We start from the raw sequence: 21986 nt of genomic DNA on the forward strand, positions 1-21986 counted from the left end.
ACGATGCTGTCACATCTGCTCGAAAAAGACCGCGTACTGCGCATCAATGTGATGACAGCGGCTGTCTTTTATGGCGGCATTCTATTTTCGGTGCTCCTCAGTACAGATTTTACAAATATCATGGGGCAGCATCTGGGGGGCGATTTCATGGCCTTTTATGGTGCGTCGCAGGCGGTGCTGGCTGGTGAGGCATTGCAGGCGTATGATGTTGCCTGGTTTGAAGCGCAATTACAGGGGGTCGGACCAGCGATTGAGTTTTATGGCCTGACCTGGCAGTACCCCCCATCATATTTCCTGTTTATCGCGCCGCTCGCACTGTTACCGTACAAACTTTCCTATCTTCTGTGGCTGCTGGCGGGGTTTGTGTTCATGGCGGGTTGTCTGCGCCTGTTGCCCATCGGACGGTATGGTTTGTTGCTGGCGATCGCCTCTCCCATGCTGTTGACGGCAGCCGTGCAAGGGCAGAACAGTTTTTTCATTGGCGGCCTGTTCATTCTAGCAGCAAGTCAGGCAAAAACCCGGCCCCTGCTGGCGGGTGTGGCCGCGGCGCTTTTGACCATCAAGCCGCAGCTTGGCGTGCTGATTCCAATCGCTTACCTGGCTGCAGGATGCTGGCGTGCGTTCTTTGTGGCAGCCGTCCTGTCTGTGCTGCTCGCCATGGTCAGTACATTTCTGTTTGGGGTGTCCGGCTGGCTGGCCTTCATCGAAAGCCTTGGCCGCGTTACCGGAGACCTGGCGGCAGGTGGGCATTTATATCCCTATGCCCGGATGCTCTCCCCCTATTCGGCCTTTGGCCTTGCGGGTGTGCCGCATGATCTTGCGATGTTATTGCATTGGTGTTTTGCCGCCGGGCTTGTGGCACTTGTGGCTGTTGTCTGGCGGCGCAGTGATGACATGCTGTTGCGCGGCGGACTTCTCGTTTGTGCCGGACTTCTCGTTCCTCCCTATGCCTATTATTATGAAATGACAGCAATGCTCCTGCCCTTTGCCGCCCTGTTGCTGGCCGTGCAGGCAGATGGCTGGCGCATGGGGGAGAAAGCCTTTTTCCTCCTGACGTGGCCATGTCTGCTGCTGCTGCCGACGATACAGCCCTTGCTGCCCGTGCAGATCGGGTTTGTCGCTGTCCTGTGCACATTGTTTCTGATCTTGCTGCGCATTGAAGAAATAAATCTATCAATTCCTTTACGAAGCGCCGATCTAAGGGCTTAGTTGAAAGCACCCGCATCAGCAGGTTATTCTCCTGAATGTTCAGGAAGGTAGGTGCCTTATGATGCTTAAATATCCCCCTGTGTTGCAGGTTTTTGTGTCCGGTCTGGTGGCCTGGGGCGCTGCACGGTTATTGCCCGCGCTTGATATCGCCATTCCGTTGAGTCGAGAGATCTCAGTGACTTTGTATATTGCGGGCTGTGCCATTCTTGCCATGTCTGTGGGGTTGTTTGCGCTTGCTAAAACGACGGTGAATCCGGTTGAGCCCAACAAGGCCACAACATTGGTGACCACTGGCCTTTACCGCGTATCACGCAATCCAATGTATCTCGCCATGCTGCTGATTGTCACTGGTTGGAGCATCATGCAGAACAATCTGGCGGCCTTTTTCAGTGTTGTTTTGTTCATCACTACCATGACCTTTTTCCAGATCAGGCCTGAGGAAAAGGCTATGCAGGACTTGTTTGGTGAGGACTACAAGTCCTACCGCCAGCGGGTTAGGCGCTGGCTTTAGGGATGCTTTCCTGCCCTATGCCGTCACGATGAATGTGCAGTTCGCGGTGGCGGCGCCGCCGACATTATAGGTTGCCATGGTGCGCGCGCCCTCAATTTGCATGTCGCCAGCTTGCCCCGTCACCTGTTTGGCGCAGTCGAGCACCATGCGCACCCCGGTGGCCCCGACCGGGTGACCAAGGCCAATGAGACCGCCCGAGGCGTTCATGGGCAGGCGGCCTGACTTTTCGGTCACGCCGTTTTCAATGGCTTTCCAGGCTTCACCCGGCGCGGTAATGCCAAAATGTTCGATAGCGGAATATTCCGTGATGGTGAAGCAGTCATGGGTCTCAATACCGTCGAGATCATCCGGCCCGGCAAGGCCGGCTCTGGCATAGGCGTCGGTGATGGCGCGCCGGGTCCACGGGAACATGTAATCTGTCTGTCCGCGGGTGCTGCCGAGTTTTTCGTCCAACAGCATCGGGGATGTGCAATGCCCCCAGCCAGAAATGCGCGGCAGGCTGTCGAGCGAAATACCTTTTTGATCTGCATACGCCTTGGCGCGCTCTGGTGTGGCGAGGATCAGGCAGGCGGCCCCGTCTGTCACCTGCGCGCAGTCTTGACGGCGCATCCACCCTTCGATGACCGGGTTGGCTTCATCGCTGTCAGTGAAACTTTCTTCCGTGAAGGTCCATTCCCGGGTTTGTGCGTTGGGGTTTGCCTTGGCGTTGTGGAAGTTCTTTTTTGCCAGTGCCGAGAGGTGCTCGCGCTTCAGGCCGTATCGCTGGTCATATTCCTCGGCGATATCCGAGAACATGGAGGGCCAGACATAGGTGCGCCCTTGCGTTTCACGCCCGGCCCAGGCCGCTGTGCCCAGATGGTCCGCAGCGATCTGCCCCGGTACATTGCGCATCAGTTCAACGCCGATGACACAGGCAAGTTCGTACCGCCCCGCTTCCAGATCTGCCATGGCGGCCATGATTGCGAGAGAGCCGGAGGCACAGGCGCCCTCATGGCGTGAAGTGGGCAGACCAGCCAGATCAGGGTGGATATGCCCGAAAAAGCCGCCCAGCAGGCCCTGATCAGCAAAGCGCTCGGCCACGAAATTACCCACATGGCCAACCTCTATCTCTGACGGGTCAATGTCTGAGGCGGCCAGCGCTTGTGTCACAGCGCCGGAGAACAGATCAAAAAGGCTGCGCTCCTCGCGATGCCAATTTCGCGCAAAGTCAGATTGGGCACCGCCCAGAATATAGGTGTCAGCCATTGGTCACTCCCTTGATTATGGGCAGTTTACGGTGTTGGGCCGGTATGCGTAAAGGGACGAGCGCAGCGGCAAAACTGCATAGGCAGATTGATACCCTGGCGAAATTGGCGCACTCTGCCACGCAGGGAACGCCGAGAGAAATTCAGGGAAAAACCATGCCAGCGACTGTTGTTTCAGAGATCAAGCCGACATTATCCGAGAATGACCATCCGTATATGAATGGTGTCTGGACGCCGAATTATATCGAGTATGATGCCACGGATATGGAAGTGATCGGGGAAATTCCCACGGACATGAACGGGGTTTATATCCGCAACACAGAGAACCCGGTGCATGATCCCATTGGTATGTATCACCCGTTTGATGGCGATGGCATGTTGCACATGATGCATTTTGCCAATGGCAAGGCGACATATCGCAACAGGTTTGTATGCACACGTGGATTTGAGGCAGAGGCAGAGGCGGGCGGTCCGTTATGGGTTGGACTGGCCGGTAATCCGGCGAAGTCGAAGCGTCCGGGCTGGGGCGCGCATGAGCGGCTGAAAGATTCATCTTCAACGGATGTTGTTGTTCACGCCGGACAGGTTTTGAGTACATTCTATCAGTGTGGAGAGGGGTATCGCCTTGATCCGGTAACGCTGGACCAGCTTGGTATAGAAAGCTGGACGCCGATTGATGGCATCTCGGCACATCCCAAAGTGGATGAGGCCACGGGGGAGCTGCTTTTCTTCAACTACTCGAAGCATCATCCGTATATGCATTATGGTGTGGTCGGGCCGGACAACGAGTTGAAGCATTATATCCCCGTGGAGCTTCCTGGCCCTCGACTGCCCCATGACATGGCGTTTTCAAGGAACTATTCCATCCTCAATGATCTGCCGGTGTTCTGGCCGGAGGCCCTGCTGGAAAAAGATATTCACGCCTCGATCTATCATCCGGACATGCCTGCGCGTTTTGCGATCGTGCCGCGTTATGGCCAGCCCGATGAAATCAAATGGTTCGAGGCCGCCTCGACATATGTGCTGCACTGGATGAACGCCTATGAAGAGGGCGATGAAGTGATCCTGGATGGTTATTTCCAGAATGATCCAACACCGCCGGAAGTGAAAGACGGTCCGGAGAAATACAGGAAACTACGCGCCTATGTGGACCTGCATTCGCTCAAGCCGGAGCTTCATCGCTGGCGCTTTAATCTGAAAACCGGTGAGACCCGGGAGGAAACACTGTATAATGATGAAATTGTCGAGTTCGGTGTGATCAACCAGAAAGTGGCAGGTGAAAAACACCGCTATATTTACAGTGTCACGTCCCGGCCCGGCTGGTTTCTGTTCACAGGTGTCCTCAAGCATGATCTGGAACAGGGCGTGACCATCCGCTATGATTTCGGTGAGGAGCGATATGGTTCCGAGGCACCGTTTGTGCCACGCGACGGGGCGAGCGATGAGGATGACGGCTATCTGGTCAGCTTCATCACTGACATGAAGGAAAACCGCTCTGAATGTGTTATTCTTGACGCAAAAGATATTGAGGCAGGCCCGGTCGCGCGCATCATGCTGCCGCACCGCATTTGCAGCGGCACCCATGCGACATGGGCCTCAAGCGATGATATCAGAGCTGCCAGGTGAGGTGGCAGGATATGGCGTGCCCTTGACCGGATCGGGTTTTTGCGATCCTGTAATGGCCAATACAGCGCTATTTGGGGTGGAAATTCATGGTCAAGCTGCTTTCTTTTATCTGGGTCGCTCTTACGGTCGTTATCAATGCTTTTGCTCTAGCAGGGTTGTTGAGCAGTTTCGGCATTGCAGCGCCTGACTGGCAGGGCCTTCTGGGCACGCTGAATGGTCTTTACACGGGCCTCGCCTCACCAATTTACAATGCGGCGACGGATATGGTCACCAGCCGGTTTGATTTCACCTTCCCGGCCTGGTCTGTTCATGCGCTGCTCGCGTATGCGGCGACCGCTTCGGCCGTTGCGGCAAGTGGCATGGGCATTGCCCGGCGTGAGGATCTGGTCGAGGGCGTCAAGGCGTCCGGCTTTTCCTTCGCCTGGCCTGTCGGCATTGTTTTCCTGATCTGGAAGGCGATCCGCTTCCGTCTAGTCAGCAAGTTTGCCCGCGATCATGGGTTGATCGTTCTTCTGTATTTCGCCTCTGTTGCAGGCGTTTATTTCGGGACAGCGCATCTGAATGGCGACTTTACCGAAGAAGGCGAAGTCAGTGCGCCGGTTGAGGTTTCGTCCGACGCTGACAATCAGTCCTGAACAGGTCGCCAATGACAAGTGTCAGCGATGCCATTGCGGCCCGCAAGTCCGTGCGTGCCTTCCTCGACAGGGAAGTGCCGAGCGCGCTGTTGCAGGAAATACTCTCAACAGCCTCGCGGGCACCCTCTGGCGGCAATCTTCAACCCTGGTTCGTGCATGTGGTCACTGGCGACGCGCTCTCAGACCTGAAAGCCCATGTGCAGGCGGTGATGGCCACCAGCCCCCTTGGCGAAGGCACTGAATACGACATCTACCCGCAGGATATGAAGGAGCCTTATCGTAGTCGTCAGCGCAAGGTTGCGGGGGACATGTACGCCCTGCTGGGGATTGAGCGAGGAGACAGTTTCGGGCGTATGGCGCAGATGGCGCGTAATTTCAGCTTTTTCGATGCACCGGCAGGCCTCTTCTTCACAATCGATCGGGACATGGCGCAAAACCAGTGGGCGCATCTGGGCATGTTCATGCAGTCCTTCGCGCTTGTTGCCGTCGAAAAGGGTCTTGCCACCTGTATGCAGGAAGCCTGGGCTATCTATTACAAGACGGTGGGCGGTTTTCTCGACCTGCCAGAGACGCAGATGCTCTATTGCGGCATGGCGCTTGGCTATGAAGATGAAAGCGCTACGGTCAACAGGCTGGAAACAGAGCGGGCAGATATCGCGGAGTTTGCGGTTTTTCACCGCTAAGACAGACGCGGGACGTGCTTTCGCTGGTTGCTCAGGTCTGTTAGGCTGAAACTGTATTTTTTAAGGGGATTGGGAATGGGGAAATTCTTCGGGCGGCTTTTATTCTGGATTATCGTGGTCGGCGTCTTCTGGCTGGCCGGGGACCGCTATGGTGCGCCCGGATGGCTGACAAATATCACGGATCGGGGCTTTCAGGCACTGGAGACGGTCGTATCCAGCCTCACCGGGCAGGTTTTTGATGCTGATGAGGGGCATGCATCATCTGACCGTGACAGCGAAGCGGCCAAGCTGCCCGCACCAGCCCCCGCAGCTTCGACAGCAAATACTGGCGGGGTCGCGCAGAATGCCGGGCTGCGGATCAATCAGGCCGGCCTTGAGATTATCAAAATGAGTGAGGGGCTGCGTCTGGAAGCCTATTCTTCAGGCGGGCGGCGTTATATCGGTTATGGTCACCAGCTGCAGGCAGGCGACCCCACCACGATCACACAGGCCCAGGCTGAGGCGCTCCTGCGCCAGGATGTGAAGTCAGCCGAAGATGGTGTCCGGCGCCTGCTGACGCGCCCGGCGACGGAAAACCAGTTCTCTGCGATGGTCTCTCTGGCCTATAATCTGGGGCTTGGCGCTTTTGGCCGTTCCTTCGTGCCGGCAAAGTTCAACGAGGGGGATCTGCAGGGGGCGGCAGACGCTTTTCTCAATCACAATAAAGGCGGCGGTCAGGTGCTGGACCACCTGATCGAACGGCGCACCCGTGAGCGGGCACTGTTTCTGTCCCGATAAAGTTTCCGTTGATAATTTCTGGCCCCGGCAAAAGCCCTAAAGTGCCACCTTGTCGTTTGCCACCGGGCACATGCCAAGACCGGTCTGGCGTTGCAGCGCCGGTTCTGTGAGAACGATTTCGCGCGCGACCCGGAATATCTCGACAATTTCCTCGGTTGACTGTTCGCGTGTCACACAGGCGATCTTCTCCCCGGAGTCAGGGGCCGTGAGAATGCCGATCCCGGTCACGCCGAGGTGATCGCCATAGACACCGGCAAAGACAGTACCGTCAACTTTCAGGAAAGACTGTTCGCGCGTCTCTGCATCCGTCATATCCAAAACGATATGCTCGATCTGGCCGTCGCTGAAGCGGCCCAGCGCTTCCTCCATTTTCGGGTCAAGCACTCGGCAGTTCGGGCACCAGTCTGCCGTGAAGCTGACCAGGTAGATGTCAGCATCTGCTGCTTTTACCGGGACGGTGATGGCGAGAAAAAACAGGGTCATTGCAGTCAGAAGGCGCATGTGAATCTCCGGCTTGGTCTGTCTGGTACTTCTTCTATAAGCGCCAGAATTCTGTGACAAGATCAAGGCAAAGCTGGCCACATCTGCGTGATGGGTTTTGCCCTTGCTGCACCGCACCATAGTCGCCATAAGGCGCTGACCCTGAGGCGAGATGCCAGAGATAGAGAAGGACGTGTGATGGACCTTTCCAAAATCAGTGCCGGGCTCAACCCCCCCGAAGATATCAACGTCGTTATTGAGGTGCCACTTGGCGGTGAGCCGATCAAATATGAGATCGACAAGTCATCAGGCGCCATGTTTGTGGACCGTTTTCTCTACACGGCAATGCGCTATCCGTGCAATTACGGGTTTATCCCTGCTACGCTTGCTGATGATGGCGACCCCGTAGATGTAATGTGTCTGGGCAACCGGGCGCTGGTGCCAGGAGCCGTCTTGCGGGCGCGGCCCCTTGGAGTGCTCATTATGGAAGACGAGGCTGGACAGGATGAAAAAATCCTTGCTGCCCCGCACCCGAAGCTGACGCAATATTACGATAACATTCAGGACCATACGCAGGTGCAGCCGATCATGCTGGAGCGGATTCAGCATTTCTTCGAGCATTACAAGGATCTGGAGCCGAACAAATGGGTCAAGATCAAGGGCTGGGAAGACAAGGCCACGGCAATCCGGCTGATTGAAGAAGGTGTGGCTGCCGGCAAAGGGGCCTGAGCCTGACAGGCTGGAAATGGCGTAACTGCCTCAAACAGCGTCGGAAAATACGATTAGTGTTGATTTAAGGGCCGGGTTTTGCCAGTTTCCGGCCCAATCTCTAGGGGGTGATACCCATCACCCGCAATTAAACAAATATCAGAGTTGGAGGATTTCATGTCACTATCTTTGTGGCTCATTATCGGGGCGGGCATTCTTGCGGTGCTTTATGGCCTGTGGACCATCCGGGGGCTGATGGCTGCCCCGACCGGCAACGAACGGATGCAGGAAATTGCCGCTGCGATTCAGGAAGGGGCGCAAGCCTATCTGAACAAGCAATACACGACAATCGCGATAGCCGGTGTTGGTGTTACTATCGCCCTGTTGCTGCTTTTCGGCTTTGACCTTGTACCAGCCGTCGGATTTGTTCTTGGTGCGGTTCTGTCCGGCGCTGCAGGCTATATCGGTATGCTGGTTTCCGTTCGGGCGAATGTGCGCACAACAGAAGCCTCGCGTGAAAGCCTTGGCAAGGGTCTGGACATTGCGTTCAAATCCGGCGCTGTAACAGGCATGCTTGTGGCCGGCCTCGCTCTCTTGGGTATCGCTGGATACTACTCCATCCTGACTGGCATGTTTGGCGCAGCACCAGAAAGCCGCACGGTTGTGAACGGCCTTGTGGCCCTTTCGCTCGGGGCTTCGCTGATTTCCGTATTTGCCCGTCTTGGCGGCGGCATCTTCACCAAGGGTGCAGATGTTGGCGGCGACCTGGTCGGCAAGGTGGAAGCCGGTATTCCGGAAGATGATCCACGTAACCCGGCAACCATCGCTGATAATGTGGGTGACAATGTGGGCGATTGTGCCGGCATGGCCGCTGACCTATTCGAGACATATGTCGTGACCATGGCGGCGACCATGGTTCTGGGCTCCATCCTGTTTGCGTCGGCTGGCGATGCGACCATTACCAGCATCATGCTGTATCCGATGGCAATTGGCGGCGCGTGTATTGTGACCTCAATTCTTGGTACATTTGCTGTACGTCTCAGCCCCGGCTCTACAAACATTATGGGCGCGCTCTATAAGGGTCTGATTGCCACAGGCATTCTGTCCTGGATCGTTCTGGCTATTGTAACGAACGGCGTTCTTGGCTGGGGCCAGGAATATATTGTTGGTGACAAGAGCTTTACCGGCCAGAGCCTGTTCTGGTGTGGCACGCTGGGCCTGATCATTACCGGCCTGATTGTATGGATTACAGAGTATTACACAGGCGTTGATTTCCGCCCGGTAAAATCTGTTGCCAAGTCTTCTGAGAGTGGTCACGGCACAAACGTGATTCAGGGGCTGGCGATTTCCATGGAAGCAACAGCCTTGCCAGCGCTCGTTATTGTGGTTGGCATTATCGCAACTTACAGTCTTGCCGGTCTTTATGGCATTGCTATTGCCGTGACGACCATGCTGGCCCTTGCTGGCATGATTGTGGCGCTTGATGCCTTCGGTCCTGTGACGGACAATGCTGGCGGTATTGCTGAAATGGCAGAGCTTGACCCTGAAGTGCGCAACACAACGGATGCGCTGGATGCGGTGGGCAACACGACAAAAGCTGTCACCAAGGGCTACGCTATCGGTTCTGCCGGTCTCGGGGCGCTGGTGCTGTTCGCGGCTTACACGGAGGACTTGAAGCACTTCATTGAGGATGCGACAGTCGATCAATATTCATGGTTCCTGACCAATCAGATTACCTATGACTTCTCCCTGTCCAATCCGTATGTTGTTGTTGGTCTTTTTGTTGGCGGCCTTCTGCCATATCTGTTCGGGTCCATGGCGATGCAGTCTGTTGGCCGGGCGGCTGGCGCGATTGTTGAAGAAGTACGTCGCCAGTTCAGGGAAAAACCAGGTATCATGGAACGTACCGAAAAGCCTGATTACGCACAGGCTGTGAATATCCTCACCAGTGCGGCTATCAAGGAAATGATTGTACCGTCCATGCTACCAATCCTGACACCGATCCTTCTCTATGTGCTGGTCGGTATTGTAGCCGGGCCGTCAGAAGCCCTGTCTGCTCTTGGTGCCATGCTGATGGGTGTTATAATCACTGGCCTGTTCGTTGCCCTGTCCATGACAGCTGGTGGCGGCGCCTGGGACAATGCCAAGAAGTACATCGAAGACGGCAACCATGGCGGCAAAGGTTCCGAGGCTCACAAGGCGGCGGTTACTGGCGACACAGTTGGTGATCCGTACAAGGACACAGCCGGACCTGCGGTTAACCCGATGATCAAGATTACGAATATCATCGCGCTGCTGCTGCTCGCCTTCCTTGCCAACCTTGGCTAGGGGCGTTTGCACCAATTTGTTATTCAAGCTAAAACGCCCCGGTACCGGGGCGTTTTTTTTGGGAGTCAGCTAAATGGTTGCAAGCAGGTATTATTATCAGCGTCTTGTCCAGATGAGGGACGGGTTGGACGCTTCAGAAAAGAAGCAGTTTGATGATTTCTTCTTTGCCAAGCGCAAGAACCAGACACATTTGTTCGTTACAAGCCAGTTTGTCGGCGATTATGGCATCGACCGTATGGCGCTGGGGCAGCCGTTGATCGGGATCCTGAAACTTGTCACGCTCGGTGGATTGGGTATTTGGACACTGGTTGATTATTTTCTGATTGGTGGGTCGGCGCGGTTGAAAAATTTGCGCATGGCTGAGGCCTTTATTGCCCAGATGAGAGGAGCCTCCCATGACTGAAAACGAGTTTCTCAAAAAATTGTTCGATGAACGCGATGCGCTGCCGGGCGATACCGCACGTGAGGCTTTTGACTGGGCTTATTTTCAACAGATGAAAAATCCAGTTATTCAGTATGGATATAATTACTTTCTTGGCTGGCTCGGCATCGATAAATTTACACTTGAGAATGCCAGAGATGGCTTTCTTAAGCTGGCTGCCGGCCTCTTGGGCATCATCGGGTTCATTGCGGGCGTGATCATGCTGGATGAAGGTCACGACGCAGGCGGTTTTCTGTTTCTGCTGGTGTTGCCGATTATCATCTGGGTGATCGTCGATTATTTCACAACACCTGCGAGCACTAGAAAGTATAATGCTAAGCTCATCAAAGATGTGCAGGTTTAGCTGGCTGAAATGACTCATTGTGATTGAAGCCATCATCTTTGATTGTGACGGCGTGCTTGTGGACAGCGAAGTTGTTGGCCTTGAGGACACGGCCGCCTTCATGCGCAGTAAAGGGTTCGATTGGCAGGCTGCCGACCTGGTGCGCCTGTTCACCGGTCTGCGTGATGATGTTTTTGCCGCCCGGCTGGGTGAGGAGTATGGAAAAGTATTGGGGCGTCCACCAACAGAAGCGGAGGCCGGGGAGCTTTTCACAGCGATGATTGAAAACCGTCGGCGTAACCGTCACATGTTGCAGGCGGTGCCCGGTGCTGAGGGAATGGTGCAGGAATTGGCGGCATTGCCCTTCAAGCGCGCTGTTGCCTCATCAACCCGTATTCAGTTTCTGCACGACAAGCTGACGCGCTTTGATTTATGGGATTACTTCGCGCCGCATGCCTATTCGGCAGAGCTGGTCGATCACGGCAAGCCGGCACCTGATATTTTTCTGTATGCCGCTGAAAAAATTGCTGTTGATCCGGCCCGCTGTGTCGTCATCGAAGACAGTGCCAATGGCGTCAAGGCTGGTATTGACGCTGGCATGGTGGTCTGGGGCTTCACCGGCGGCGGTCATTGTTATGATGGTCATGGCGACAGGCTTTTGGAAGCCGGTGCCGTGGAGGTGATTGACAGCCACCTGGCTCTGCGCGCCCGGTTCAAGGGGTTACAGCGCGCGGTTACCGAAACTTGACGCAAGCTGCGGACGCTTCATAGTTGCCAGATGCATTTTCCTTCCGACAACTGGTCCGGCGTTCACCCGAAAATCATGGACGCGATTATCAGCGCCAATGCAGGTAGCGTACCGGCTTATGGCGGGGATGATCTGACGGAGCGGGCCCGTCAATTATTCTGTGATGTATTTGAGCATGAGTGTGCGGTGTTCTTTGTTGCCACTGGCAGCGCGGCCAATGGGCTGGCCCTGTCGCAGATCGTGCCGCCTTATGGGGGCATCCTGTGCAGCGATGTTTCGCATATCAACATCGATGAGCCAGGCACGGTGGAGCTTTTCACCGGCGGTGCGCGGCTGCTGCCGATCGCCAGTGCGGCAGGCAAAATTGTGCCGGAACAGGTTGCAGGCGAAATGCGCTTTTATGATCCGCCAGAACAGCGCCGTGTCCGGGCGGCTGCCCTCAGCCTGACGCAGGGCACGGAAAGTGGGACGGTTTATTCGCCCGGCGAAGTACAGGCCTTGTGCGACATTGCCCACCATCACGGCTTGAGTGTGCATATGGATGGTGCGCGTTTTGGCAATGCGGTTGCACATGCTGGATGTTCACCCGCTGAGATGACCTGGCGCGCGGGTGTCGATGTCTTGTGCTTTGGGGCCACCAAGAACGGGGCCATGGCGGCCGAAGCGATCGTGTTTTTTGAAAGGGAGAAGGCCACGCAGTTCGGCTCCCGGTTATCCCGCGCTGGTCAGGTGTTTTCCAAGAACCGCTTTATTTCAGCGCAATGGGTCGCCCTTTTGCAGGATAGTTTGTGGCTGGACATGGCCCGGCAGGCCAACGAAGCGGCGACCCGGCTTTCCGAAGGGATCAGCAAGATTGATGGCTGCGAGGTGGTTTGGCCGACCCAGATCAATGAGGTTTTTGCAACCTTGCCGGACGGCGTTGCCGAGCAGATGCGGCAGGAAGGCGCACGGTTTTATGACTGGCTTTATCCGGGTGACAGGTGGTCAGGAAAATTGCAACGTATGGTAACTAGTTTTGCCACAACACAGAATGAAATTGAAGAGCTGCTGCAAAGAGTGCGGGAGTTGAGCCAATGAGGAGCAAGAGAATGATCCGTAATACCCTGCTGGCAACAGCCTGTCTGGTGCTTTGTGTTCCCGCCTGTGCTCAGGAGGCGGATTTTGATGTAACGGCAGATATCACCGCCAGAGGAGCGCAAACCAACACGCTCGCCAACGCGATCTGGGCTAAGGCCGAGCTTGGCTATATTGAAACCGAGACGACAGCATTGCTCCAGCAGACACTGGAAGATGAGGGTTTTACCATTCAGGCCGGGGTGGCTGATATTCCGACCGCCTTCGTCGCGCGGTTTCGCCAGGGCGCGCGCGGTGGACCTGTCATCGGCATATTGGCGGAAATGGATGCGTTGCCAGGTTTCAGCCAGGGGCCAGTGCCGGAGAAACAGGCCATGGAGGGGATGACTTCTGGCCATGCCTGCGGTCACCATCTGTTCGGCGCAGGCAGTGTCTCTGCGGCAATCGCCGTGAAGCGCTGGCTTGAGGCAACAGGTACGCCGGGAGAAATCCGTCTTTATGGAACGCCAGCAGAAGAAGGTGGTTCCGGCAAGGTCTATATGGTCCGTGCAGGACTTTTTGACGATCTTGACGTTGCACTGCATTGGCATCCGGGCGATGCGAACTCGGCCGATATTCCGACCAACAACGCCAACCGCTCTGCCAAGTTTCGATTCTCAGGCATTTCAACCCATGCCGCCAGCGCGCCGGAGAAAGGGCGCTCGGCGCTGGACGGCGTTGAAGCCATGAATATGATGGTCAACATGCTGCGCGAGCATACGCCTGATCGTACACGGATTCACTATGTGATTACGGCAGGAGGGCTCGCGCCCAATGTGGTGCCGGACTTTGCTGAAGTCTATTACTATGTGCGCCATCCCGACCCGGATTATCTGCGTGAGCTGTGGCCGCGTATTGAAGCCGCCGCCGAGGGTGCCGCAACCGGGACGGGGACGGAGGTTGAGCGGGAAATCATACACGGTAACCTTTCGCTTTTGCCCAATCGGGCGTTGCAGGAAGTCCTGCATGAGGAGATGAGCAAGCTCGGCGGTGTCGAGTATTCCGCTGATGAGCGCGCCTTCGCCCTGTCCCTGCAGAAAACTTTGCCCGATGATGGTGATCCGTTGGAGCAGGCTGTTGAAATCCAGCCCCAGCGCGAATTTTTCACAGCCGGCTCAACGGATGTGGGGGATGTCAGCTGGACTGCGCCTACTGGCGGGGTTCGCACCGCCACCTGGGTGCCGGGCACGTCCGCCCATTCATGGCAGGCGGTCGCTGCCGGGGGCACCAGTATCGGCGAGAAGGGGATGGACCTTGCCGCCAAGACCCTCGCCAATACGGCGGTGCGACTTTATTCAGAGCCAGCGCTGCTGGATGCTGCGCGTACGGAGTTCAACGAGCGGCGTGGCCCCGGATACGAGTATGAACCATTGCTGGGTGACCGCGAGCCACCACTTGATTACCGGCAATAATTACTCGGCGGGCTGGTTCAGAAAATCGGCAAGCGCCGCAAAAGCGGCGCGGCTTTCAAGGTCTGATTCGGCGACATAACCATCCGGCCAGGCGCTGGTGCGGGCAACAACCAGATCTTTGTCGCGGTCGATGTAAATCGTCTGGCCATAAGCCCCCGAGGCCCGGAAACTGCCATCCGGGAATACCCACCATTGATAGCCATATCCGCTGTCAAAGCCTTCAAATACGGTGCCATAGTCAAGATGCGGCTCTTCAATGCGGGTCGCTTCATCGACCCAGCCAGCAGGCAAAAGCTGTTCGCCATTCCATATGCCGTCCTGTTCAATAAAAAGGCCGAAGCGGGCAAGATCGCGTAAGGATGCATTGAAGAAAGCCCCGCCAATTTCCATACCGTCTGGCCCCGGATTATCCAGGTTCCAGGCTGCATCATGGTCCATGCCAAGGGGGCGCCATATCTTTTCTTCCAGATATTTTGCTGGCTGCTTGCCCGTTACTTCTTTTACCAACCAGAGCAGGATCTGGGTTTCTGATGTATTATAGTTGAACACTGTGCCCGGTTCATGCGCGCGCGGGTAAGATGCTGACATTTCATTGATGCGCTTGTTACCGAGCACCATTGTTTGAGTTAGCACCTCGACAGTGTCTTCGCCCGCTGCGCCATCAGCATCAAACAGAACCCCGGAGGACATCTGCAGGGCATGGCGTACACTGACGCCTTCATAAGCGGTGCCTGTGAGGGCAGGAATATATTTTTCCAGCGGGTCTTCAACTGAATCAATCAAGCCATCGCCAATAGCAAAGCCGACCAGCGTTGAGGTGATGGACTTGACGGCAGAGAAAGTGGCAAAAAGTGTACCTGCATCAGCGCCCCGGGCATATCGTTCGTAGACGATATTTCCTTTGTGCAGAACTAGAAGGCCGGTTGTTTCCATATTGTCAAACAGCGCGTCCAGGGGCTGTTGTTTGCCATCATGGGTATAGGTGAACTCTTCCAGCCGACCTTCAATGACGGGCAGAGGGGCAGAAACTTCCGCGCGAGGGACATGCCGGGTCGGATATACTTCGCTCATATGCTGATACAGCCAGACAGCATTTTCCGGCTCAAAGGCTTCTCCACGGGCGATAGCATCGTTCGGAAAGGGCACAACAGCACGATAAACACCAACGCCAGCTAGGACGCCAACGGCGAGCGCGCCCAGCGCAACCAGAGTTATTCTCAGCATTCTTTATACCCCTTCTGGAAAGTCTCATCCGGCGCCTTCGCGTCAGAACCTGTAAATCTGTTTCGCCACTCTATAGGTATTGGCGTAGGCTTCAACCGTTGGCTCGATCGGGTTGGCATAGCCGCCGCCGATCCCCATGGAGCACGCAATGCCACGGGTATGGCAGCCTTCCAGGACGAGTCTGTCGCGCGCCATCAATCCCTCGAAAGAGATATCCATCCGGCCAAGCCGGTCATGCACCAATGGGTCAACACCCGCCTGATACAGCACGAGGTCAGGGGCAAAGTTCCAGACCTGTGGCAATGCTGCGCGCAGTTCTTGAAGATAGAAGTCATCACCCGGATTATCTTCCAGTGCCACATCTAGCGTGGCAGGCACTTTGCGGAAAGGGAAATTCTTGCGGCCATATATATCAAGAATGAAAACCTGCCGGTGATCACCCAGAATGGCGGCGTTGCCGTCACCTTGATGCACATCCAGATCGATAATGGCAATGCGTTCCGCGCGCGCCTCGGACAGTAGTTTCAGGGCGACGACGGCAAAGTCATTCAGGATGCAGAAACCAGCGCCAAAACCGGCATGGGCGTGGTGCGTGCCACCTGCAAGCTGGCCGGACAGTCCGTTTTCGAGCGCATATTCAGCTGCCTGAAGTGCGCCGCCGGCTGTCCGGAAACCGCGCAGGGGAATCTGCGGTGACCAGGGGAAGCCAATACGGCGCATGGCCTGTCGGTCGATGGAGCCATCTTCCAGGCCTTCGATATATTCCTTGTCGTGAGCAAGTAGAATGTCGGCGCGCGACGCTGGTTCCGAGACTGATAACTGATCGCGCGCAAGCAGGCCATCTGCCAGCAATTTTTCTCTCAGCAAACGATATTTTTGCGCCGGGAAACGGTGTTTTTCCGGTAGCTTGAGGTTGAAATCATCGGAATAGAAAAACTGCATCTAAAGTCAGGAGACCCACCCGGCTGTTTCGCGACTGGCGATGTCCTGCAGCAGATCAATCATGTCAGTGCTGTCATTCAGGCAGGGCACCAGCGACAGCTTCTCGCCGCCTTTTTCCTCGAACATTTCGCGCAGGCCAATGCCAACTTCTTCCAGCGTCTCGATGCAGTCCGAGACGAATCCGGGGGCGATGACCGAGACATGCCTGATGCCGTTTTCGGCAGCTTTCTCAATCAGGCTTTCGGTGGAAGGCCCAAGCCATTTTTCGCGACCAAAGATAGACTGGAAGCCAAGGGGGGCGAAATTTTCATCCCAGCCCATTTTCTCGCGCAGCAGGCGTGCCGTTTTCTGGCAATGGCAATGATAGGGGTCGCCTTTCTTGTGCAGGTAGCGCTCTGGCAATCCGTGGAAGGAAAGAATGATCTTGTCCGGTTTGCCTTCCGGCTCGAAAGACTCAGTGATGCTTTTTGCCAATGCATCAATGTAGCCAGGATGGTCGTGGAAAGGTGGTACGGTGCGGATCGCCGGTTGCCAGGAGATGTCCTGCAATATTTCAAAAACGCGGTCATTGACCGTACCGGTCGTTGTTGCAGAATATTGTGGGTACAGAGGAAAAATGACAATCCGGTCACAGCCTTGCGCCCTGAGGCTCTCAAGCCGTTCCTGAATCGAGGGATTGCCATAGCGCATGGCCCAATCAATGATCAGCCTGTCATTTGTATTTCGGGCCGCGAGCAATTCCGCCTGCTGGCGCGTAAAATAACGCAGCGGACTCTCATCGCTTTCCGTGCGCCATATTTTCGCATAGTTGCGGCCCGTTTTTGCCGGTCGTACATTGAGGATGATACCGTAAAGGATAGGGTACCACAGCGCACGGGGATAATCGACAACGCGCTTGTCCGAGAGAAATTCAGCCAGATATCGCCGTACGGACCCAGCATCCGTTCCGTCTGGTGTACCAAGATTGACCAGCAGCAAACCGGTTTTGCCGATGGAGACAGCTTTGTGATCTGAAGGCAGGTGTAAAGGTGTATGGCTCATAGGCCGGAGATATAGCGATGTGCGGAACGAGGGCCAGTTTTTATTGGTCCGCAGTTGCGTAGAGGCTGGTGGTGATATAAATAATCAATTATTCTTGTATTGTTGATTATAATTGGTGAGCCTGCCATGCCCCTTCGTCGATGCCTAATTTTCTTCATCCTGTGGTCGGTAAGTTTTTTTCTGCCCCTAAAGGCTGCTGAGCCCGTGGAGCCCGTTAAGGCGATTGATCTTCCTGACTGGTTCAGCATCACTGGCAATGCCCGCATTCGCTACGAGACACTGGACGGACAGTTCAGGTCGGCCAATGCTGGCACCAGTGATCAACTGCTGGCCTTGCGTACACTGATACATGCCAGGGCCAGTTTCGCCCCGCTGACTCTCGGAGCTGAACTACAGGATGCGCGCACTTATCATGATGATAATGGCACGCCGCTCAGCACCAGTTTTGTCAACACCGGCGAGTTTCTGCAGGCATATGCGGACCTGCATCTGGACCATCTTTTTAGCTGGCAGCGAGAAACCGATTTGAAACTTGGCCGCTTCACTTTGGATGCGGGCAGTCGCCGTTTCGTGGAGCGAAACAGTTTTCGAAATACGATCAATGCCTATGACGGTGCGCATCTGCGGATGAGTCTGTCAGATAGGTCGCGCCTTGAAGCGTTCTATGTGAGCCCGGTGCGCAAACAGCCGCGTGATCGGCAGGCATTGGCAGATAATGAAATTTCGGCAGATGAGACGGAAAGCAACCGCCAGTTTTGGGGAGTATATCTGCAGCGGCAGGAGGTTTGGCAGGGCGTGACCGGAGAGGTCTTTGCCTATGGCCTGCATGATGAAGATACGGCGCGACGGCAGACACCGGATCGCGAAGTGTACTGGCCGGGGGTACGGTTTTTTCGCAAACCTGCCAGTCAGCAGCTGGACTTTGAAGTGGAGGCCGCGACTCGCTTCGGTACCCGCCGGGCGAGTGCCGACCCGGCAGATACATCACAGCTCGATGTTGACGCCCAGATGCTTCATGCTGAGATCGGCTATACTTTTGATGGCGACTGGGCCATGCGGCTCAATTTGGAATATGACCTCGCCACCGGCGACAACAACCCTGACGACCAGTCATTTACAAACTGGGAGCGTTTTTTCGGCACCCGGCGCGGTGATCTCGGCAACACCAGTATCCACGGTCCTTTAACCAGGTCCAACCTTTCGGCGCCGGGTATTCGGTTCAGTTTTGATAATGAGCTGAAAGGGTTGGATGGCCGTATCGCTTACCAGTTAGCTTATCTGGCAGAAGCAGAGGATCGCTTTGTCGTTGCCCGCTTGCAGGACGTGACCGGCAACTCCGGCGATTTCCTGGGGCATACGCTAGATGCAAGGGTCAGGAAGTGGCTTGTGCCTGACAATCTGCGGTTGGAAGTCGGGGCCTCTGCTCTTTTGTTTGGTGAGTACCTGAAGAATGTGCCCGGCGGTCCCGACGGCAATCGCACCCTTTATGGGTATACCCAATTAACAGCCAGTTTTTGATCATTCTGCCCTCGTCCTTGTAAGAATATCACGCCTTTGCAGCCGCGATGTCATAAAACCTTCACGCAGCGCCTGTACCGAGGTTGTGGGGAAGTATGACAGTACAGGACTATTCACAGGACAAGGGTTATGGAATTCGGGATTACACTCTGGGCGGCGCTCGGCTTCATTTTTGCGGCATATGCCGTTGTGGGCAACGACGCCCTGCAAACCCTCGGGACATTTATTAACTCGAACAGTCGGTTGCCATGGCAGGTTCTCTTCCTGTTTGCCTCTGTTATTGTTGTCGCGACGTTTACTCTTGGCTGGTTCATCTACGATGGTGATCCCTCATGGGGTCGTCTGGCCAACACCTCAAAATACCCGCCTGTAGAAGTGCAATGGTATCACACTTTGCCGCCGCTGGTGCTGCTGGTTATCACCCGGTTTGGGGTTCCGGTGTCTACGTCGTTCATGGTGCTGACCGTGTTTGCGACAGTGGGCGGCCTTGCCTCCATGCTGGAAAAATCGCTGATCGGCTATGGCCTTGCCTTTCTTGTGGGCCTGCTCGTCTATGTCCTGATCACCAATACGCTGGAAAAATTCTTCCGCGAACATGAGCCTGGCCGCAAGGCGCCCTGGGGGCTTGCAACTGTTCTTGGTATCATTATCGGTACGGCAATTTATTACATCCCGCCGATGATCAATGAGGAGATTTCCTATGGCGCGGCCACCTGCATCGGCATCGCCATTGGTGGCCTGATCATTGATGTCGTCGCCATCACCTCTGTGGTGAGATTCCAGAATTCCACCATGGCCGTCGCCATGTCAGCGATTGTTGCGGCTGTTACGGCTTTTGCAATCCTTGCATTCACGCCGTCTGGTGCGAGTCTGAATCTCGGCTTTGCCAGCATGAGTCGCGAGGTAGCCTCGGTTGTCTTTTCTGTTTTCGCGTTTCTTGCACTATATGTGCTGGCGACGCGGGTATCTTCCGGGCGGATTGTTTACTGGATCATCCTGCAATGGGTGACCACGGCCTATCTCTGGGGCGTCTGGCTGATCCAGGACTTTGCAAATATCTTCGTCTTCCTGCCGCGCGAACTGTTACCGCTGGAAAGCTTCGGTGCGATGTTCGTCATCGTTGGACTGCTTGGCTATACTTTTGCCAACAAGGGCGGGCCTGTGCAGAAAATCCTGCGCGCCAAAACGGCTGTGACGGATATCCGCTCGGCTACAGTGATCGACTTCATCTATGCGACGCTGCTGTTCTTCTTCAAGGAAGTGAGCGACATTCCCATGAGCACGACCTTTGTATTCCTGGGTCTGATCGCGGGCCGGGAATATGGTTTCACGATCATGACCAAGGCCATCAGTTATGTAAAAACAAGCAGGCTTGTGCTGTCTGACGCTTCCAAGGCTGTGATAGGTCTTGTGCTGTCGATTAATATGGCGGTCGGCCTGCCATTTCTGGCCAAAAGCCTGTCGGAAGGGACGTTCGATACAGCCGCTGTGGTGCCGAATGCTGCCTACGGATATTTCCTGATCATCGTGAACCTGCTCATCATTCCGATCTCTCTTTATCTGATGAATAATTCCAGGGCGCGTATGATTATTGTTGGCTCGTCGCTGATTGCCGCCGTGGTCCTGTTCTTTTCAACCAGCCAGTACCTGGTCAGCTGAGGATATTTTTGAGGGTTATGCCCGGGCGGCGAGTGCGTCCAGTTCTGGCGGTAATTCGCCGCGCAGTTCTTTCAGGCGCACGATAAGCGCCTGCTCGGCTGAGCAATAGTCGCCATACAGCCCGATCCTGTCTGCGAGCCAGCTGGCTTCAGGAGACGTAACCTGCTCGGCAACAGCTGCTTCTGCGGCACGGGCATCATTATGTTTCTCGCGCGTTCTGTCTTTTTTGAAAGCATTGCCAAAACCACTGAGACCACCCCCGGCGATGCGGCCCATGAAGCGACTCACATTGACCGAATGGTCCGCTATATTGCGCTCCATCTGAAGGGCATCCTCGCGCGACATGGGGGCATAGCCGATATGCGCCATCAGGTGATTGCTGATGGCAAGGGCAAAAAATGCAATCCAGGTGGGGTCATTGTCGCCCGCGCGGCTCAAATCATTGAGATCGAAAAGCAGCTCGGCTTCCTGCCGCGTCACCGCAACATTGCCGTCCCCGCCAGCGGCAAAAACAAACGCCCGCAGCCGCTCGACTTCACGCGCATCCACACGGCGATCGGCCAGCACATGCGCTTTCACGGTTTCAAGACCAAAAGCAATCAGTCGCTCCGGCACATGCTTTGCTGCCTGCAGCATGTGGCACAGGGTATCGATTTTAAGCGCGCTGGTGCGGTCTGCCGGACCAAAACAGGCCAGCAGGAAGTCTGCGTCCTCATCCGTGATGTAGCCAGCTGGTGTCTTCTGACGCACAAAGAAATCCGTCGTGACCTCGGCCAGGAACTGCGCCCATTCACGCTCACCTGAAGGGGCCTGTTCTGCGAGGCGAAACAGCACGGCGACTTCTTCCCGGTCAACAGCATGGTCACCAAACACCTCACGGCGCAGGCGCAACACGTCTTCCGCGTTGACATGGGCTTTTTCAGAAATAGCTTTCAGCGTAGCGTGCATTGGGGTTTCCTCCGGCATTTTGCGGGTAAGATAGTCCCTGCCGGTTAAGATCGCGCAAACGCCCTTTTAACCAACCGGGAAGCGCGCGCTTTTTTCGGGTTGATTCCGGGAAATCCCCCGTTATAACCCACTTCTCCCGAAAGCAGGCTGGCGAAAGGGTATGCCTCGTCTGCTGTTATTGAAGTGCCCCCGGCGGGCCAGAAAAGGAAAAGAAAATGCCCAAGATGAAGACGAAATCTGGAGCGAAAAAACGCTTCAAGATCACCGGCTCCGGCAAGGTGAAAGCCGGTCAGGCTGGCAAGCGCCACGGCATGATCAAGCGCACGCCAAAACAGATCCGCCAGAAGCGCGGCACAAGAACCCTGTCAGAGGCAGATTCAAGGATTGTGAAATCCTTCATGCCTTACGCCCGATAA

General features: G+C 55.5%; 22 protein-coding genes. 16 read left to right on the forward strand and 6 right to left on the reverse strand.

Annotated features, from left to right (window positions below; all coding sequences use genetic code 11):
- Positions 1-3: 3 nt before the first annotated feature.
- Both RAL90_RS15850 and RAL90_RS15855 read left to right on the forward strand, forming a co-directional pair.
- On the forward strand, positions 4-1209 hold the full coding sequence (locus tag RAL90_RS15850) for a glycosyltransferase family 87 protein (protein ID WP_306252383.1): 1206 nt from the start codon (positions 4-6) through the stop codon (positions 1207-1209).
- 58 nt (positions 1210-1267) lie between these two features.
- Complete coding sequence (locus RAL90_RS15855; protein ID WP_306252385.1) at positions 1268-1720, forward strand: isoprenylcysteine carboxylmethyltransferase family protein; 453 nt, start codon at positions 1268-1270, stop codon at positions 1718-1720.
- A 15-nt stretch (positions 1721-1735) separates the two neighbouring features.
- Here RAL90_RS15855 and RAL90_RS15860 read toward each other — a convergent pair whose 3' ends face one another.
- Positions 1736-2965 carry an acetyl-CoA acetyltransferase gene (locus RAL90_RS15860; RefSeq protein WP_306252387.1) on the reverse strand — a complete coding sequence of 410 codons (1230 nt, stop codon included), beginning with the start codon at positions 2963-2965 and terminating at the stop codon, positions 1736-1738.
- A gap of 155 nt (positions 2966-3120) precedes the next feature.
- Between RAL90_RS15860 and RAL90_RS15865 the strand changes: the two genes are divergently transcribed.
- From RAL90_RS15865 to RAL90_RS15880, 4 genes are all read left to right on the forward strand, one after another.
- Positions 3121-4590, forward strand: coding sequence for a carotenoid oxygenase family protein (locus RAL90_RS15865; RefSeq protein ID WP_372340487.1), 1470 nt, complete (start codon positions 3121-3123; stop codon positions 4588-4590).
- Positions 4591-4676: 86 nt separating this feature from the next.
- Positions 4677-5225, forward strand: a complete 549-nt coding sequence (locus RAL90_RS15870) for a hypothetical protein (RefSeq protein ID WP_306252392.1) — start codon at positions 4677-4679, stop codon at positions 5223-5225.
- An 11-nt stretch (positions 5226-5236) separates the two neighbouring features.
- A complete protein-coding gene (locus RAL90_RS15875; RefSeq protein ID WP_306252394.1) occupies positions 5237-5908 on the forward strand; it encodes a nitroreductase in 672 nt (223 codons plus the stop codon).
- A gap of 75 nt (positions 5909-5983) precedes the next feature.
- Positions 5984-6685, forward strand: a complete 702-nt coding sequence (locus RAL90_RS15880; RefSeq protein WP_306252396.1) for a lysozyme — start codon at positions 5984-5986, stop codon at positions 6683-6685.
- A gap of 36 nt (positions 6686-6721) precedes the next feature.
- Here the strand turns inward: RAL90_RS15880 and RAL90_RS15885 are convergent, their stop codons facing one another.
- On the reverse strand, positions 6722-7186 hold the full coding sequence (locus tag RAL90_RS15885; protein WP_306252398.1) for a thioredoxin domain-containing protein: 465 nt from the start codon (positions 7184-7186) through the stop codon (positions 6722-6724).
- A gap of 177 nt (positions 7187-7363) precedes the next feature.
- On the opposite strand from RAL90_RS15885, the gene ppa reads away from it, so the two are divergent.
- The 7 genes from ppa (at position 7364) to RAL90_RS15920 (ending at position 14238) form a co-directional block, all read left to right on the forward strand.
- Positions 7364-7894 (forward strand): inorganic diphosphatase, encoded by a 531-nt coding sequence (gene ppa / locus RAL90_RS15890; protein WP_306252400.1) that lies wholly within the window; start codon positions 7364-7366, stop codon positions 7892-7894.
- A gap of 156 nt (positions 7895-8050) precedes the next feature.
- Positions 8051-10201 (forward strand): sodium-translocating pyrophosphatase, encoded by a 2151-nt coding sequence (locus tag RAL90_RS15895; protein WP_306252402.1) that lies wholly within the window; start codon positions 8051-8053, stop codon positions 10199-10201.
- Positions 10202-10274: 73 nt separating this feature from the next.
- Entirely contained in the window at positions 10275-10604 is a 330-nt protein-coding gene (locus RAL90_RS15900) for a TM2 domain-containing protein (protein WP_306252404.1), read from the forward strand.
- Positions 10597-10986 carry an NINE protein gene (locus RAL90_RS15905; protein WP_306252407.1) on the forward strand — a complete coding sequence of 130 codons (390 nt, stop codon included), beginning with the start codon at positions 10597-10599 and terminating at the stop codon, positions 10984-10986. Before RAL90_RS15900 ends, RAL90_RS15905 begins: the two co-directional genes overlap by 8 nt.
- 19 nt (positions 10987-11005) lie before the next feature.
- Positions 11006-11713, forward strand: a complete 708-nt coding sequence (locus RAL90_RS15910; protein ID WP_306252409.1) for an HAD family phosphatase — start codon at positions 11006-11008, stop codon at positions 11711-11713.
- 30 nt (positions 11714-11743) lie between these two features.
- The gene (locus RAL90_RS15915) at positions 11744-12790 is read left to right on the forward strand and encodes a low specificity L-threonine aldolase (protein ID WP_306252411.1); all 1047 of its coding nucleotides are present in this window, start codon (positions 11744-11746) and stop codon (positions 12788-12790) included.
- Positions 12791-12801: 11 nt separating this feature from the next.
- The gene (locus RAL90_RS15920; RefSeq protein WP_306252413.1) at positions 12802-14238 is read left to right on the forward strand and encodes an amidohydrolase; all 1437 of its coding nucleotides are present in this window, start codon (positions 12802-12804) and stop codon (positions 14236-14238) included.
- Here RAL90_RS15920 and RAL90_RS15925 read toward each other — a convergent pair whose 3' ends face one another.
- The 3 genes from RAL90_RS15925 to hemH are packed head-to-tail and all read right to left on the reverse strand — an operon-like array spanning position 14239 to position 17445.
- Positions 14239-15462: a serine hydrolase gene (locus RAL90_RS15925; protein WP_306252414.1), complete on the reverse strand. Its 1224-nt coding sequence runs from the start codon at positions 15460-15462 to the stop codon at positions 14239-14241.
- Between the two features lie 42 nt (positions 15463-15504).
- Positions 15505-16404, reverse strand: a complete 900-nt coding sequence (locus tag RAL90_RS15930) for a histone deacetylase (protein ID WP_306252416.1) — start codon at positions 16402-16404, stop codon at positions 15505-15507.
- A gap of 6 nt (positions 16405-16410) precedes the next feature.
- A complete protein-coding gene (gene hemH / locus RAL90_RS15935; protein WP_306252418.1) occupies positions 16411-17445 on the reverse strand; it encodes a ferrochelatase in 1035 nt (344 codons plus the stop codon).
- A 204-nt stretch (positions 17446-17649) separates the two neighbouring features.
- Here hemH and RAL90_RS15940 point away from each other — a divergent pair, with 204 nt between their 5' ends.
- On the forward strand, positions 17650-18963 hold the full coding sequence (locus RAL90_RS15940; RefSeq protein ID WP_306252420.1) for an alginate export family protein: 1314 nt from the start codon (positions 17650-17652) through the stop codon (positions 18961-18963).
- A gap of 129 nt (positions 18964-19092) precedes the next feature.
- Positions 19093-20622 (forward strand): hypothetical protein, encoded by a 1530-nt coding sequence (locus RAL90_RS15945; protein ID WP_306252422.1) that lies wholly within the window; start codon positions 19093-19095, stop codon positions 20620-20622.
- 15 nt (positions 20623-20637) lie between these two features.
- Here RAL90_RS15945 and RAL90_RS15950 read toward each other — a convergent pair whose 3' ends face one another.
- Positions 20638-21570 carry a hypothetical protein gene (locus tag RAL90_RS15950; RefSeq protein ID WP_306252424.1) on the reverse strand — a complete coding sequence of 311 codons (933 nt, stop codon included), beginning with the start codon at positions 21568-21570 and terminating at the stop codon, positions 20638-20640.
- A gap of 215 nt (positions 21571-21785) precedes the next feature.
- On the opposite strand from RAL90_RS15950, the gene rpmI reads away from it, so the two are divergent.
- On the forward strand, positions 21786-21986 hold the full coding sequence (gene rpmI / locus RAL90_RS15955) for a 50S ribosomal protein L35 (protein ID WP_306252426.1): 201 nt from the start codon (positions 21786-21788) through the stop codon (positions 21984-21986).

It is taken from the genome of Parvularcula sp. IMCC14364 (genome assembly GCF_030758415.1).
In the GTDB taxonomy this organism is placed as follows: Bacteria; Pseudomonadota; Alphaproteobacteria; order Caulobacterales; family Parvularculaceae; genus Aquisalinus.

Coding starts and splice junctions, on each gene's coding strand:
- RAL90_RS15850 (WP_306252383.1), top strand. CDS start 4: ATGCTGTCACATCTGCTCGAAAAAGACCGCGTACTGCGCATCAATGTG.
- RAL90_RS15855 (WP_306252385.1), top strand. CDS start 1,268: ATGATGCTTAAATATCCCCCTGTGTTGCAGGTTTTTGTGTCCGGTCTG.
- RAL90_RS15860 (WP_306252387.1), bottom strand. CDS start 2,965: ATGGCTGACACCTATATTCTGGGCGGTGCCCAATCTGACTTTGCGCGA.
- RAL90_RS15865 (WP_372340487.1), top strand. CDS start 3,121: ATGCCAGCGACTGTTGTTTCAGAGATCAAGCCGACATTATCCGAGAAT.
- RAL90_RS15870 (WP_306252392.1), top strand. CDS start 4,677: ATGGTCAAGCTGCTTTCTTTTATCTGGGTCGCTCTTACGGTCGTTATC.
- RAL90_RS15875 (WP_306252394.1), top strand. CDS start 5,237: ATGACAAGTGTCAGCGATGCCATTGCGGCCCGCAAGTCCGTGCGTGCC.
- RAL90_RS15880 (WP_306252396.1), top strand. CDS start 5,984: ATGGGGAAATTCTTCGGGCGGCTTTTATTCTGGATTATCGTGGTCGGC.
- RAL90_RS15885 (WP_306252398.1), bottom strand. CDS start 7,186: ATGCGCCTTCTGACTGCAATGACCCTGTTTTTTCTCGCCATCACCGTC.
- ppa (WP_306252400.1), top strand. CDS start 7,364: ATGGACCTTTCCAAAATCAGTGCCGGGCTCAACCCCCCCGAAGATATC.
- RAL90_RS15895 (WP_306252402.1), top strand. CDS start 8,051: ATGTCACTATCTTTGTGGCTCATTATCGGGGCGGGCATTCTTGCGGTG.
- RAL90_RS15900 (WP_306252404.1), top strand. CDS start 10,275: ATGGTTGCAAGCAGGTATTATTATCAGCGTCTTGTCCAGATGAGGGAC.
- RAL90_RS15905 (WP_306252407.1), top strand. CDS start 10,597: ATGACTGAAAACGAGTTTCTCAAAAAATTGTTCGATGAACGCGATGCG.
- RAL90_RS15915 (WP_306252411.1), top strand. CDS start 11,744: ATGCATTTTCCTTCCGACAACTGGTCCGGCGTTCACCCGAAAATCATG.
- RAL90_RS15920 (WP_306252413.1), top strand. CDS start 12,802: ATGATCCGTAATACCCTGCTGGCAACAGCCTGTCTGGTGCTTTGTGTT.
- RAL90_RS15925 (WP_306252414.1), bottom strand. CDS start 15,462: ATGCTGAGAATAACTCTGGTTGCGCTGGGCGCGCTCGCCGTTGGCGTC.
- RAL90_RS15930 (WP_306252416.1), bottom strand. CDS start 16,404: ATGCAGTTTTTCTATTCCGATGATTTCAACCTCAAGCTACCGGAAAAA.
- hemH (WP_306252418.1), bottom strand. CDS start 17,445: ATGAGCCATACACCTTTACACCTGCCTTCAGATCACAAAGCTGTCTCC.
- RAL90_RS15945 (WP_306252422.1), top strand. CDS start 19,093: ATGGAATTCGGGATTACACTCTGGGCGGCGCTCGGCTTCATTTTTGCG.
- RAL90_RS15950 (WP_306252424.1), bottom strand. CDS start 21,570: ATGCACGCTACGCTGAAAGCTATTTCTGAAAAAGCCCATGTCAACGCG.
- rpmI (WP_306252426.1), top strand. CDS start 21,786: ATGCCCAAGATGAAGACGAAATCTGGAGCGAAAAAACGCTTCAAGATC.